This window comes from Achromobacter sp. EG18 (genome assembly GCF_059759395.1).
This window is the reverse complement of record NZ_CM186213.1, coordinates 783,991-797,274: the sequence shown is the minus strand read 5'-3', so window position 1 is coordinate 797,274 and position 13,284 is coordinate 783,991. Positions and strand designations below refer to the sequence as shown.

15 protein-coding genes are annotated in these 13,284 nt (G+C 68.8%); 9 read left to right on the top strand and 6 right to left on the bottom strand.

Translation table 11 applies throughout. The features are described from left to right. Window positions 1-65: 65 nt before the first annotated feature. The gene (locus tag AC6CR5_RS03850) at window positions 66-1,367 is read right to left on the bottom strand and encodes a D-amino acid dehydrogenase (RefSeq protein WP_006385299.1); all 1,302 of its coding nucleotides are present in this window, start codon (window positions 1,365-1,367) and stop codon (window positions 66-68) included. Window positions 1,368-1,502: 135 nt separating this feature from the next. Here AC6CR5_RS03850 and AC6CR5_RS03845 point away from each other — a divergent pair, with 135 nt between their 5' ends. From AC6CR5_RS03845 to AC6CR5_RS03820, 6 genes are all read left to right on the top strand, one after another. Next, window positions 1,503-1,970 carry an Lrp/AsnC ligand binding domain-containing protein gene (locus AC6CR5_RS03845; protein WP_026383576.1) on the top strand — a complete coding sequence of 156 codons (468 nt, stop codon included), beginning with the start codon at window positions 1,503-1,505 and terminating at the stop codon, window positions 1,968-1,970. Window positions 1,971-2,094: 124 nt separating this feature from the next. Further along, window positions 2,095-2,778 carry a DUF502 domain-containing protein gene (locus AC6CR5_RS03840; protein WP_026383577.1) on the top strand — a complete coding sequence of 228 codons (684 nt, stop codon included), beginning with the start codon at window positions 2,095-2,097 and terminating at the stop codon, window positions 2,776-2,778. A 34-nt stretch (window positions 2,779-2,812) separates the two neighbouring features. Then, the gene (locus AC6CR5_RS03835; protein ID WP_026383578.1) at window positions 2,813-3,037 is read left to right on the top strand and encodes an RNA-binding S4 domain-containing protein; all 225 of its coding nucleotides are present in this window, start codon (window positions 2,813-2,815) and stop codon (window positions 3,035-3,037) included. After that, window positions 3,034-3,609 carry a restriction endonuclease gene (locus AC6CR5_RS03830; RefSeq protein ID WP_045953133.1) on the top strand — a complete coding sequence of 192 codons (576 nt, stop codon included), beginning with the start codon at window positions 3,034-3,036 and terminating at the stop codon, window positions 3,607-3,609. Before AC6CR5_RS03835 ends, AC6CR5_RS03830 begins: the two co-directional genes overlap by 4 nt. A gap of 94 nt (window positions 3,610-3,703) precedes the next feature. Then, complete coding sequence (locus AC6CR5_RS03825) at window positions 3,704-4,090, top strand: DUF2784 domain-containing protein (RefSeq protein WP_006384555.1); 387 nt, start codon at window positions 3,704-3,706, stop codon at window positions 4,088-4,090. 19 nt (window positions 4,091-4,109) lie between these two features. Then, a complete protein-coding gene (locus AC6CR5_RS03820; RefSeq protein ID WP_190277667.1) occupies window positions 4,110-6,050 on the top strand; it encodes a tetratricopeptide repeat protein in 1,941 nt (646 codons plus the stop codon). 96 nt (window positions 6,051-6,146) lie between these two features. On the opposite strand, the gene AC6CR5_RS03815 is transcribed toward AC6CR5_RS03820, so the two are convergent. Together AC6CR5_RS03815 and AC6CR5_RS03810 are read right to left on the bottom strand one after the other, a co-directional pair. Then, window positions 6,147-7,274, bottom strand: a complete 1,128-nt coding sequence (locus AC6CR5_RS03815) for an acyl-CoA dehydrogenase family protein (protein WP_006385295.1) — start codon at window positions 7,272-7,274, stop codon at window positions 6,147-6,149. A 132-nt stretch (window positions 7,275-7,406) separates the two neighbouring features. Further along, on the bottom strand, window positions 7,407-8,312 hold the full coding sequence (locus tag AC6CR5_RS03810) for a LysR family transcriptional regulator (RefSeq protein ID WP_054444942.1): 906 nt from the start codon (window positions 8,310-8,312) through the stop codon (window positions 7,407-7,409). Between the two features lie 137 nt (window positions 8,313-8,449). On the opposite strand from AC6CR5_RS03810, the gene AC6CR5_RS03805 reads away from it, so the two are divergent. After that, entirely contained in the window at window positions 8,450-9,334 is an 885-nt protein-coding gene (locus tag AC6CR5_RS03805) for an NmrA family NAD(P)-binding protein (protein WP_047992701.1), read from the top strand. Here AC6CR5_RS03805 and AC6CR5_RS03800 read toward each other — a convergent pair. Next, window positions 9,309-9,749 carry an Rrf2 family transcriptional regulator gene (locus tag AC6CR5_RS03800; protein WP_026383581.1) on the bottom strand — a complete coding sequence of 147 codons (441 nt, stop codon included), beginning with the start codon at window positions 9,747-9,749 and terminating at the stop codon, window positions 9,309-9,311. The two genes, AC6CR5_RS03805 and AC6CR5_RS03800, sit on opposite strands and share 26 nt — an antisense overlap. Window positions 9,750-9,842: 93 nt before the next feature. Here AC6CR5_RS03800 and AC6CR5_RS03795 point away from each other — a divergent pair, with 93 nt between their 5' ends. Further along, a complete protein-coding gene (locus AC6CR5_RS03795) occupies window positions 9,843-10,802 on the top strand; it encodes an NAD(P)/FAD-dependent oxidoreductase (protein ID WP_054444945.1) in 960 nt (319 codons plus the stop codon). 67 nt (window positions 10,803-10,869) lie between these two features. On the opposite strand, the gene AC6CR5_RS03790 is transcribed toward AC6CR5_RS03795, so the two are convergent. Next, the gene (locus AC6CR5_RS03790; protein ID WP_047992703.1) at window positions 10,870-11,505 is read right to left on the bottom strand and encodes a DUF2971 domain-containing protein; all 636 of its coding nucleotides are present in this window, start codon (window positions 11,503-11,505) and stop codon (window positions 10,870-10,872) included. A 101-nt stretch (window positions 11,506-11,606) separates the two neighbouring features. Here AC6CR5_RS03790 and AC6CR5_RS03785 point away from each other — a divergent pair, with 101 nt between their 5' ends. Further along, window positions 11,607-12,074, top strand: coding sequence for a hypothetical protein (locus AC6CR5_RS03785; RefSeq protein WP_054444946.1), 468 nt, complete (start codon window positions 11,607-11,609; stop codon window positions 12,072-12,074). Between the two features lie 54 nt (window positions 12,075-12,128). Here AC6CR5_RS03785 and AC6CR5_RS03780 read toward each other — a convergent pair whose 3' ends face one another. Continuing rightward, a complete protein-coding gene (locus tag AC6CR5_RS03780; RefSeq protein ID WP_498085268.1) occupies window positions 12,129-13,088 on the bottom strand; it encodes an alpha/beta hydrolase family protein in 960 nt (319 codons plus the stop codon). Between the last annotated feature and the right edge of the window lie 196 nt (window positions 13,089-13,284).

Sequence of the window (13,284 nt, the reverse complement as noted above, 5' to 3'; positions counted from 1 at the left end):
CGGGCCGTCGAGACGCCGGCTTTTGGCCGGCGCCGAAGGAAACGCGTGCGGGGATCGGGCCGGACTCAGGCGCCCTTGCCGCCCAGCACCAGCGGCCGTTCGGCCGGGGCGTGGCGGTCGTAGCGCGACAGCGCCAGGCCGTCGGTGCGGATCTGCGGACGCTGGCCCAGGACCTGGTCGGCCACCAGCTTGCCGGAGCCGCAGGCCATGGTCCAACCCAGCGTGCCGTGGCCGGTGTTCAGGAACAGGTTGCCGTAGCGGGTCGGGCCGACCACGGGCGTGCTGTCCGGCGTCATCGGGCGCAGGCCGGTCCAGAACTCGGCGCGGGCCACGTCGCCACTGCCCGGGAACAGGTCATTGACCACCAGCTCCAGCGTCTTGCGGCGCGCGTCCTTCAGGCGCAGGTCGAAGCCCGACAGCTCGGCCATGCCGCCGACGCGGATGCGGTCGTCGAAGCGGGTGACGGCGATCTTGTAGGTTTCGTCCAGGATGGTCGAGACCGGCGCGGCGGCCTCGTCCTTCATGGGGATGGTGAGCGAATAGCCCTTGACCGGGTACACCGGCAGGTCCAGGCCGAGCGGCTCCAGGAAGCCGCGCGTATAGCTGCCGAACGCGGCGACGTAGCGGTCGGCCGTCAGGACCTCGTTGCCGACGCGCACGCCGGTCACCTGGCCGCCGGCGGTGTTCAGGCCGGTGACGGACTGGTTGTAGCGGAACTCCACGCCCAGCGCCGCGGCCATTTCGGCCAGGCGGGTGGTGAACAGGCGGCAGTCGCCGGTTTCGTCGTTCGGCAGGCGCAGGCCGCCGGCCAGTTTGTGCAGGGAACGCGCCAGCGCCGGCTCGGCGGTGACCAGGCGGTTGCGGTCCAGCAGCTCGTAGGGCACGCCGACCTCTTCCAGCACCGCGATGTCGCGGCGCGCGGCTTCCATCTGCGCCTCGGTGCGGAACAGCTGCAGCGTGCCGCGGGCGCGCTCTTCATAATGGATGCCGGTGTCGGCGCGCAGCTCGCGCAAGCAATCGCGGCTGTACTCGGCCAGGCGCAGCATGCGTTCCTTGTTGACCGCGTAGCGCTCGGCCGAACAGTTGGCCAGCATCGCCGCCATCCACTTCAGCTGGTAGAGGCTGCCGTCCAGGCGGATCGCCAGCGGCGCGTGCTTCTTGAACAGCCACTTGATGGCCTTGAGCGGGATGCCAGGCGCGGCCCAGGGCGTGGAATACCCCGGCGACACCTGGCCGGCGTTGGCGTAGCTGGTCTCCTGGGCGGCGCCGGGCTGGCGGTCCAGCACCGTCACTTTGGCTCCCTGGCGGGCCAGATAATAGGCGGTGGTGGTGCCGATGACGCCGCTGCCGAGGACGATGACGTGCATGATTCTTTCCGAAGTTTGGATTTGGTCAGGAATTTCGGTAGTCTATGAGCCTCATGACAGTGAAAATCACTGAAGATTTTCATTAGGCAGTGCTTTTTCCCGGCCAACCCTGTTTTTTTACCCGTCCGAAGTGAAATGCGCGACCTTGATCGTATCGACCTGAAAATCCTGGATATCCTGCAGCGCGAAGGCCGTATTTCCGTCACCGAACTGGCCGAGCGTGTCAGCCTGTCGGCCACGCCCTGCTCCGACCGGATCAAGCGCATGGAACGCGAAGGCGTGATCTCCGGTTACCATGCGCGCGTCAATCCGGCGGCGCTCGGCAAGAACCTGCTGGTGTTCCTGGAGATCAAGCTCTCGGCCAAGTCGGGCGACGTGTTCGACAAGGTCAAGAAAGAACTGCTGTACGTGCCCGAGGTCATGGAATGCCACCTGGTATCGGGCGATTTCGACTACCTGGTCAAGGCCCGCCTGACCGAAATGAATGAATACCGCCGCCTTCTTGGCGAAATCCTCAAGCGCCTGCCCGCGTCGGCCGAATCCCGCAGCTATGTGGTGATGGAGGAGATCAAGGAGACGCTGTACCTGCCCGTTGACCGGTAGCAATTCCCGCGTCTTGTTACCGGCAGGCGCGCTACCTGCTGCTATGCTGCGGCCCTCCCTGTCCGCGCCCGGCGCCGGCCCCGGCCCCGATGACCTGGCCCCGATTTTTTTGCCCCATGACTCTATGACCCGTCTCTACAAGTACTTCTTCCGCGGATTGATCACCGTCCTGCCCCTGGCGTTGACGATCTACCTGCTCTACATCTTCCTGGCCTGGACCGAGGCGGTGGCGCTGACCTTCCTGCGCCCGTTCATCGGCGGCTTCTACTTCCCCGGCCTGGGCCTGCTGCTGGGCATCCTCGGCATCCTGGCGATCGGCTACCTGGTGTCCAAGGAGCGCGTCAAGCGCGTGATGGCGTTGCTGGAAATGCCTTTCACCAACCTGCCGGTGGTCAAGAGCATCTATTCGTCGCTCAAGAGCTTCGCCGACTACTTTTCGCCCAGTTCCAAGGCCACCGCCCAGCAGGTGGTGATCCTGCGCGTGCCGGGCCAGCAGTTGGAGCTGGTCGGCCTGGTGACGCGCCGCAACCTGGAAGGCCTGCCGGAAGGCTTCACGCAGGGCGAGCGCGTGGCCGTGTACCTGCCGATGGGCTATATGATCGGGGGCTACACCGTGTTCGTGCCGCAGGAATGGGTGCAGCCGATCCAGATGTCGGTCGAGGAAGCCATGCGCTCGTCGCTGATCGCCTGGATGGCGCGCGCCGAAACCCCCAGCGGCCGCCCCATGGCGCCGGCCGACGTGCCGCCGATGCCGCCCGCCCCGCCGGCTCCGCCCGCCGGCGGCAATGTCCCCGGCGGCCAGGCCTGAACCGCCCGCTCCTCATTCAACGCCCGTCCGTTCCATGCCCATCATCGAATTCACGCTTGCCGAAGGCAGCCCCTTTATTGAAGTCAACCAACTGCTCAAGGCCGCCGGGGTCTGCGACAGCGGCGGCGCCGGCAAGATGCTGGTGGCCGAAGGCCACGTAAGCGTGGGCGGGGTAGTCGAAAGCCGCAAGACGGCCAAGATCCGTCCCGGCCAGATCGTCACCTGCGGCGACGTCCGTATCGTGGTGCGCGCGCCATGAAGTTCAGGATGTCGCAGAACTCCATCTTCGCGGTGCTGCTGCGCTCGCCGTGGTGGATGAGCGCCGGCGTGGCGCTGCTGCTGTCGGTCGGCGGTTTTGCCGCGTTGCCGTTGGAGTATGCGGCGATGGGCGTGTTTGCCGCGGTGCCGTTCGCGGTGATCGCCATCATCGCGGCCTACAGGCAGTTGCGCGCGCCGTCGGGCGCGCGCGTCGAGGCCGTGGCGCAGGCCGCCGCGGCCATGTCGTGGCAGCAGTTCGCCGCCACCGTCGAGGCCGGTTTTCGGCGCGACGGCTGCGAGGTCGAACGGCTGCAAGGGCCAGGCGCCGATTTCGCCTTGACCAAGGATGGCCACGTCGCCATGGTCGGCGCCAAGCGCTGGAAGGCCGCGCGCGTCGGCGTCGAGCCGTTGCGCGAACTGCAGGCCGCGCGCGAAAAGCGCGGCGCGCGCGAAGCCATCTATATCGCCTTGGGCGAGGTGTCCGACAACGCGTTGCAGTACGCCCGCGCCCAGGGCGTGTCGCTGATGACGGCGCCGGAACTGGCCAAGCTGCTGCGCGACCTGAAACCCTGACCCGCGACGCCGGGCCGCGCGCCCGGTCGCCGATCCCCGCCGCCGCGGGCGCAATGCCCGGCGGCGCGGATGCCAACCTCGGAGGACCTGCCGCATGATTCCTCGCCTGCTGGCCGACGCCGTCCTGATCGTGCACGGCCTGTTCGTCGCCTTCGTGGTGTTCGGCGGCCTGCTGGCGCTGTGGCGCTGGCGCGTGGCCTACCTGCACCTGCCGGCGCTGGCCTGGGGCGCGATGGTCATCGGCATGGGCTGGGTCTGCCCGCTCACCCCGCTGGAAGTCTCGCTGCGGCAGCAGGCCGGCCAGCAAGGCTATGCCGGCGGCTTCATCGAACACTACGTGCTGGCGCTGATCTACCCGGACGGCCTGACGCGCGGCATCCAGATCGCGCTGGCGCTGCTGCTGGTCGTTGGCAACCTCGTCATCTACACCCTCTGGGCGCGCCGCCGCCTGGCCCGCCGCGCCCGCGCGCTGGGCGCCTGAATCCTGGACACGACATCCCATGAGCTTCCTGAAGAAACTGCTCGGCAAGCAAGCCGCCCCCGCCCATGACGGCGCCGCGCCCGCGGCCGATGCGGCGTCGGTTCCCGAACCGATTTCCGAACCCATTTCCGAGCCCGACTCCGAGCCGGCCTCCGCGCCGGACAGCCAGGCCGACATGATCCGCGCCTACGACGCCTATGGCCGCGAAATCTTCGTGCCGCGCGACCAGTGGCGCGACAACGTGCTGGCCGGCGCCATCGAGCGCCACTGGGACGACCCCGACTCGCTCGCCGGCCTGATCATCCAGTCGCTCGGCGACGGCTTCATCGATGAAATGGTCAGGCCCGCCGACCGACTGGTCGAACTGCAACCCGGCGCCGAGCGCGGCGTGGTGCTGCAGGCCATCGTCTACATGAAGACCGGCCGGCTCGACGACGCCGAACGGGTGCTGCGCGATTTCATGGCCGCGCACGGCGAGACCGGCATCGTCCTGACCAATCTGGCCAAGATCCAGGACGAGCGCGGCGACGAGGCCGGCGCCCTGGCCACGCTGTGGCATGCGCTGGAGCTGGATCCCAACCAGGACAACGGCCTGGGCTGGTACGAGGCGATCCACCGCGAACACGGCGGCGACGCCGCCGGCGTGGCCGCCATGCGCAAGGTCGCCGCCCTGCCCGGGAGCTGGCGCGCGCAACTGTGGCTGGCGCATGGCGAACTGGGCGCGCACAACCTGTCCGGCGCGCTCGCCATGTATGAAGAATCGCTCGCCCGCGCCGGCACGCCCGCGCCCGCCGACCTGCTGGCGCAGATGAGCGGCGACTTGGGCAACGCCGGCGCGATCGAGCCGATCGTGCAACTGGCCGGGCCGCGCTTCGAGGCCGCCCACCACGGCATCCAGGTCGGCAACAACCTGATCCGCGCCTACGTCGAACTGGGCCGCCACGACGAGGCCCGCGCCATCCTCGACCAGCTCTACGCGCAGCAGCGCCCCGACTGGAAGGACAACCTGGGCTATTGGGACACCGAACTGGCGCGCGCCGCGCTGGGTGACGGCGCCACCGAGCCGGCGCAGATGCGGCTGGCCATGCTGCTGGGCCGCGGCCCGGTCTGGCTGACGCCCGATTCGCCCGCGGCGGCGCTGTTCACGCCGGTGACGCCCGACCGTCCGCTGGTGTCGTTCCTGGGCGGCTCGGCCGAGATCGGCGCCGCGCCCGAGGGCGCCGAGCGGCAACTGGCCGACGCCACCGGCCGCCTGAGCCGCGCGCTGCCGCTGTACTTCAACGAACAACTGGCGCTGCGCTGCGGCCTGCGCACGCAGACGCTGGTGCCGTGGCTGACCGAGCCGCATCCCGGCTTCCTGCTGAGCGGCGCGGCCTGGGACGACACCGACGCCATCGGCTACGCGCAGCAATGCGAGGCGCAGAGCGATTACGTGGTGATCTCGCACCTGGTCACCGTGGCCGAGCCGTGGCGCGCCGAGGTGCGCCTGGTGCGCACCGAGGACGCCGAATGCATCGGCGCGTTGTCGGCCGAATTCCCGATGGCCGATCCGACCGCCGCGATCCAGCGCCTGACCGAGGAACTGGTGGCGCTGGTCGGCCGCGCCACCGCGCAGGCGCCGCTGGCGGCGCCTGCCAACTACACGGTGCCGGACGGCGCCGCCTTCCCGTACTACCTGCTGCGCCTGGAACAGTTGCTGGCCGTGCGCTGCAACGGCGCCAATCCGGAACAGCCGGGCCATCTCAACGGCGAACGCGAGATCATTGACGGCAACCTGCGCCAGTGCCTGGACTTCCCGCGCAGCGTCAACGCGCGCCTGCTGCTGGCGCAGACGGTGCGCGCCATGAAGAAGGTGCGGCCGGATGTGGCGGGCGAGTTCGAGGAAAGGATTGCGCGGCTGCAACGTGAACAGCCGCTGGCGGCGCCGGCGCAGGCCGCCGTGCAGGCCTTGCTGGACTGAGCTCCCGGCAGGCCCTGCCGGCGCGCAGCGTCAACCATGCCGCCGGCGCCCGCGGGCCGCCCGCCCGGGCGGGCATCGCCCGCGCGTCGCGCCGTCCTACAAGGCGCGCGCGATCACCAGCCGCTGGATGTCGCTGGTGCCTTCGTAGATCTGGCACACGCGCACATCGCGGTAGATGCGTTCCACCGGGAAGTCGGCCAGGTAGCCATAGCCGCCCAGCGTCTGGATGGCGGCCGAGCAGACCTTCTCGGCCATCTCGGAGGCGAACAGCTTGGCCATCGAGGCCTCGGTCAGCGCCGGCCTGCCGGCCTCGCGCAATGCCGCCGCGTGCAGCACCATCTGGCGCGCCGCGTGGATCTGCGTGGCCATGTCGGCCAGCCGGAACGACACCGCCTGGTGCTCCATGATGGGCTTGCCGAAGGCCTGGCGGTCGCGCGCATAGTCGCGCGCGCATTCGAACGCCGCGCGCGCCATGCCGACCGACTGCGAGGCGATGCCGATGCGCCCGCCTTCCAGGTTCGACAGCGCGATCTTGTAGCCCTCGCCCTCCTCGCCCAGCCGCCACGCGGCGGGAATGCGCATGTCCTCGAAGGCGATCTGGCAGGTGTCGGACAGATGCTGGCCGAGCTTGTCCTCGACCCGCACCACCTGGTAGCCCGGGGTGTCGGTCGGCACGATGAAGGCCGAGATGCCGCGCTTGCCGGCCTGCGGATCGGTCACCGCGAACACGATCACCAGTTGGCCCGTGCGGCCCGAGGTGATGAACTGCTTGGCGCCGTTGAGCACGTAGTGGTCGCCGTCGCGCACCGCGCGGGTGCGCAGGCTGCTGGCGTCGGAACCGGCCTGCGGTTCGGTCAGGGCGAAGCCGCCGATGGCCGCGCCCGTGGCCAGCGGCCGCAGGAACTGGTCTTTCTGCGCGTCGCTGCCGTACTTCAGGATCGGCATGCAGGCGACCGAGTTGTGCACGCTCATGATGGTCGAGCAGGCGCCATTGCCCGCCGCGATCTCCTCGAGCGCCACGGCGTACGACAGGTAGCCGCTGGCGTTGCCGTCCCATTCCTCCGGCACCAGCATGCCGAAGAATCCCAGGTCGGCCATCTCGCGGATGGCGTCGGCCGGATAGTGGTGTTCGCGGTCCCAGCGCTCGGAATTGGGCGCCAGGCGTTCCTGCGCGAAACGGCGCGCCATGTCCTGGACGCTGAGCTGTTCTTCGGTCAATAGCATGTTCGATGTCTCCTGGTCGGGCAGTGCCGGACTGGCGCGGGTGAACGCCGTCCGTGTTCTCTTGCGCGGGCCGGCGCCCGGGATGCGGGCGCGGCACGATTGCGAGAATACACCGGCCGCCGTCGGCGTGCCCTACGCCGCCGGATCGTCCAGGATGCCGACCACGAACTCGATGAACGCCCGCACCTTGGCGGCCGGCAGATGGCGGGAGGGATACAACGCGTAGAGAGCGTAGCGGTCGCCGGCATAGTCCGGCAATAACTCGACCAGCTCGCCCTTGCGGATCAGTTCACGCACGCCGCTGGCCTTGAAACGGGCGATGCCGGCGCCCGCCAGGCACGCGCCCAGCATCGTCCAGCCGTCGGACAGGTGCAATTGACCCGAGGTCTGTACTTGCGTGGTCCGGCCGTTCTTGCGGTAGGACCACGCCAACGGTTGGCCCGTCATGGGACTGCGCATCTGGATGCAGGCATGGCGCGCCAGATCGGCCGGCACCGCGGGCGCGCCATGCTTGCGCACATAGGAAGGCGCCGCCACGGTCAGCGAACGGGTATCGAGCAGCTTGCGCGATACCAGCGAGGAAGACGGCGGCTCGCCGAAACGGATCGCCACGTCGAAGCCATCGGAAACCAGGTCTCCCAATTGCTCGCGCGTGGCCAGATCAAGCGTCAGGTCGGGATGCGCCTGCAGAAACCGCCCCACGTGGGGCGCCAGGATCAGACGGGCGAAAAAGGCGTCGGCGTTGACGCGCAGGCGGCCCTTGACCGCCACCGAAGCGCCGCTGGCGCTGTCGATCGCTTCGCCGATGCCGGCGACGAGCGGATTGATCTGTTCGTACAGCCGCCGCCCCTCTTCGGTCAGCGCCACCGCCCGCGTGGTGCGGTCCAGCAGGCGCACGCCAACGCCGGCCTCCAGCCGGCTCACGGCGCGGCTGACCCCGGAGGCGGTGATCCCCAGCGTTTGCGCGGCGCGCGCGAAGCTGCCGCTTTCCACCACGGCGGCCAATACGCCGATATTCGCCAATATGCGGCCATCCATCGAGACATTCCGAAGAAGTGATCAAACGTCATGAATGTTATGACTGAATTGCCATTCTCTCAATGATCGCCAGCGCCTACGATGCGTTCCGGCGTGATCGATCCGCATCCCGCCCCCCCCCAACTGGAGAGAATCCCATGTATGCCATTACCGGAATCAGCGGCAAGGTCGGCGGCGCGCTCGCCGCCGCCTTGTTGCAAGCGGGCCTGCCCGTGCGCGCCGTGCTGCGCAACCCCGCCAACGCCGCCGCCTGGATCGCCCGCGGCTGCGACGTGGCCATTGCCGACATGACGGACGCCGACGCCTTGGCGCGCGCCTTTGCCGGAACGGAGGGGGCATTCATCCTGCCGCCGCCTGAATTCGATCCGACGCCCGGCTTCCCCGAGGCCCGCGCCGTGATCGACGCGGTCACCTCCGCCATTGCGCTGGGCCAACCCGCCAAGGTCGTGTGCCTGTCGACCATCGGCGCCCAGTCCGACCAGCAGAACCTGCTGACCCAGCGCACCCTGATGGAACAGGCGCTGCGCCGCCTGCCATTGCCGGTGACGCTGCTGCGCCCGGGCTGGTTCATGGAGAACCTGGCCTGGGATGTTGCCAGCGCCCGCGACCATGGCGTCATCGACTCGTACCTGCAACCGCTGGAGCGCGCCATTCCGATGGTGGCCACGGCCGACGTCGGCCGCGTCGGCGCGCAACTGCTGCGGGAAGACTGGACCGGCCTGCGCGTGGTGGAACTGGAGGGCCCGCAACGCGTCAGCCCGCTCGATGCCGGCCGGGCCTTTGCCGAGGTGCTGGGCCGGCCGGTTACCGTCCGCGCCGTGCCGCGCGAGCGCTGGGGCGCGCTGTTCACGGCCCAGGGGATGCGCGATCCGATCCCCCGCATTCAGATGCTGGACGGCTTCAATGAAGGCTGGATCGACTTCGAAGGTCCGCGCGACCGGATCATCAAGGGCCAGGTCGCCCTGGTGGATGTGGTGCGCGCGCTGACGACCGCCGTCAGCCGCAATGCGGATGCTGCTTGAGCCGTTCCTGGAAGTCCCGCGCCAGCTGGTCCATGCGGATCGCCGCGAAGCGTTCCAGCAGCAGCCGGCGCGACTCGGCCATCGCGCCTTCGAGCCCGGCGTTGACGGCCTGCTCCACCAGGCACTTGGGTTCGCTCTGGTCCAGTCCGAGCGCGAAGATCGGCGGCTCGCCCAGCGCCTGGTAGACGTCCAGCAAGGTCAGTTCGGACAACGGGCGCGTCAGCACCCAGCCGCCGCCGTGGCCCTTTTCCGATTGCACGTAGCCGCGTTCGCGCAGGCCCGACATCATGCGCCGCACCACCACGGGATTGGTGCTCAGCATCTTGCCGATGGTCTCGGAGGTCAGCGGCGCGTCCTGCTCCGCCATGTGCAGCAGCACGTGCAGCATGCGGGACAGGCGGTTATCGCTGCGCATGGAAAGACTCCTGGTTCATGGTTCGAAACATTATAAGTTGCGTGACCAGGCATCCCTGCCATATCATGCAACTTTTAAAGTATCGAGAAGCCCATGAAGCCCGAAAAACTGCCCCCCTGCTACGACGCCATCATCATCGGCGGCAGCTTCGCCGGCCTGTCGGCCGCCATGCAGCTGGCCCGCGCCCGCCGCCGCATCGCGCTGGTGGATGCCGGCCTGCCACGCAACCGCTTTGCGGCGCATTCGCACGGATTCCTGGGCCAGGACGGCAACACGCCGGCCGGAATCGTGGCCATGGGGCGGGCACAGTTGGCCGCCTACCGCACGGTGGACTTCATCGACGGCACCGCCGCCAGCGCCGCCGGGGAATCGGGCCGCTTCCTCGTCACCATGGAGGACGGCCGCGAACTGCGCGGCGCCCGCCTGATCCTGGCCATCGGCATGCGCGACGAACTGCCCGACCTGCCCGGCCTGCGCGAACGCTGGGGCCAGACGGTGCTGCATTGCCCCTATTGCCATGGCTATGAAGTGGCCGACCAGCCGCTCGGCGTGCTGGCCGCCCACCCCATGTCCTCGCACCAGGCGGCGCTGCTGCCCGATTGGGGGCCGACCACCTATTTCACCCAGGGCGAGTTCGAGCCGGACGCCGAGCAGGCCGCGCTGCTCGCCGCCCGCGGCGTGCGCATCGAGCGCACGCCGGTGGCGCTGCTGCTGGGTCCGGCGCCCCGGATCGACGCGGTGCAACTGGCCGATGGCCGCCGCCTGCTGGTCAACGCGCTGTTCGTCGCCAGCCGCGTGCACATGGCCAGTCCGCTGGCGATGCAACTGGGCTGCGCCTTCGATGAGGGCTTGCTGGGGCCTTACCTGCGGGTCGATGATTTCAAGCAGACCACGGTGCCCGGCGTCTATGCGGCGGGCGACGCCAGCCTGCAGATGGGCAACGCCACGCTGGCCAGCGCCTCGGGCGTCATGGCGGGCGTGGGCGTGCACCAGTCGCTGGTGCGCGAAGACCCCGTCAAATGCTGGCGCGCGCAGGCCAGCCGGCCGGTGTAGGCGCCTGCGCGGACCGTGCCGCGGGACCGATGACAGAGCGCGGCGTCCGCCGTGTCGCGGGCATCCGTCATGCCGGATCCTTGCGGCCGGCGCTGGCGAATTTCTTCCAGTCCTCGTTCTCGACCAGCGTCGAACGGAACACGCGCAGTTTCTCGCAGCCCTTGATCGATTTCAGCACCTTCTTGACCTGATCGCAGACCGTGGCCGGCAGCCACGGACTGAGCGTGACGCGCCTGATGGTCGCGGGCGAAACCGGAATGCGCAGCACCGGCGTGTCGCGCATCTTGCGGCAGACGAACAGGCGGAATTCCTTTTCATCGCGAAAGGCATGGCGCTTGAGGAACGGCAGGTCGACCTCGGCCGGCGGCTGCTCGCGCAGCGATTTGATGGTGCGGTACTGCACCGCCTCGGCCCGCAGGTCGGGCACCGCCCTCACCTGCTCGATCAGCTTTTCCTTGTCGAATTCGATGCAGACGCCGCCGCTGCCATGCGAGAACACGCGCCAGTGGTGGTAGGTCTCGGAGGCCTCGGCCAGGCACAGCGCATAGATGCCCAGCAGGCGCTTGGCGCGCGCGTATTCCTCGATGTAGAAGGAATCGTTGCGGTCGTCCCACGCCTTCGGATTGAGCAGCGCCAGTTCGCCCGACTGCAGGTAGTCGATCAGGTAGGGAAGCTCGGTGTATCTGCGCAGCGAGGTGGCCAAGGCGGTGCTCCGGTGAAAACCCAGCCGCCAGTCTACCCGCAACGCCGCCGGCACGACCGCCGGCACGACGTTACACTGGCCCCTTGCCAAAAGGAGACCCCATGCAGCAGAACAATGGTGAAGGAAGGCAAGCTACCCGGCGCCACGCGCCTACCGGTCAGCGGTTCTGGTACATCGTCCTGGCGGGCACGCTGGTCACCCTCAGCTATGACCTCATGCCACTGCTGCGCGGCCAGCTCTCGCCCCTGCTCAAGCTGATCGTGCCCGGACTGCTGCTGGCCGGGCTGTACCGTGGCAGCGAATGGGCGCGGTGGCTGCTGATGATATCGTTGCTGGGCTTCGGTGTGCCGGTCATGTACCTGACGACCTCGCTCATGCCCTATTCGATCGACATCTGGCTGCACCGCTTTGTGTGCAGTGCCGCCATGGTGGCGACAGGGCTGTACCTGGCGCTGGCCAGGAAGGACTTCGCGCGTTACTGCAATTACGTCGCGCTGCGCGACGGGCCGAAGGCGGCGGCCAGGAGACGGGCCGCCGAACAGGCCGATCGCCAGAACTCGGCGCGCTAGCGGGCAGCGGCCTTCACGACAGCAGCGGTTGAAGGCCGGCTTGCCCAGCGCCGGTCAGCGCAACGCGTTCCTGAAGAACGCGACCACGGCCGCGTTGAAATCGCGATGCCACGCCGCCCGGTCGAAACCCGCCGCATCGCGGCAGATCGCCGGCGCGGCCTCGGCCTGCGCGGTGGAGCACGGCGCCAGGAAGGCGAAATGCCCGGCGCCGGCAACCGGGTGGAACTCGGGCGCCGCCAGCCCCAGTCGTACCGCATCGACGCTGGCCGGCGTGACGCCGTCACCGCCCCGCGCCGAGGCCCACAGCTGCACCGGAATCGATACCGCCTTGAGCGCCTCGGCGCTGAAGGCGTTGAGCGGATCGGCGATGACCAGCGCCTTGATGCGCGCATCCTTCACATAAGGCTGCGCCGGCACCTTGCCGTCGCGGATGTCGCGGCACATCGGCAACGCCGGCTCGTCGGCGCAGAGGCTCAGGCCCAGCTTGAAATCGGGCGTCGCGCCCGCCAGCACCAGCCCCGTATAGCCGCCGCGCGAGAACCCGAAGAAGCCGATGGCGCCGTCCAGCCGCGCCCGTTGCGGCCACGCGCCGGTCAGGTAGTCGAGCAGCCGCCGGATCTCGCGCGGCCGGGTCGAGAAGATCGACAGATAGCCCTGTCGCGAGCGGTCCACCGCGTTGTCGCCGACGTGGTTGATCGCCGCCACCACGAAGCCCGCGTCCGCCAGCGCCGCGGCGGTGTCGTGATGCCCCAGGTACGAGCCGGCCGATCCGTGCGACATCACGATGAGCGGCTTGGACCCGTCGGTCATCGGGCAGTCGGGCGTCGCCGCCAGGGTGACGCGGCCGATGGCGACGTCCTGCGCGGGCGCGGCGCACGGATACCAGATGCCGCCCTGCAAGGCCGGGCCGTTCACGTCCATGGGCAGGTTGAGCCGCTGGAATCCGGCCGCGTGCGCGGCCCCGGTGGCGAGCGATGACAAGGCGAAACAGGCGCGCAGGAAAGGCTTGAACATGGAATCGAAGGCAGGCGGTGCGGGACGGGCCCTGGCAGGAAAAGATGACAGTATCGCGACGGCAACGCGATCGATATTGTCATTTTAATGTTCGCGAACTGTCGATCGACGCCGCGCAGACTTCGAATCGCCCTGCAACGGAAGGCATCCCTTCGACCGCACGGCGCCATTCGAGTTTCCCAGCCTACGGAGTCAT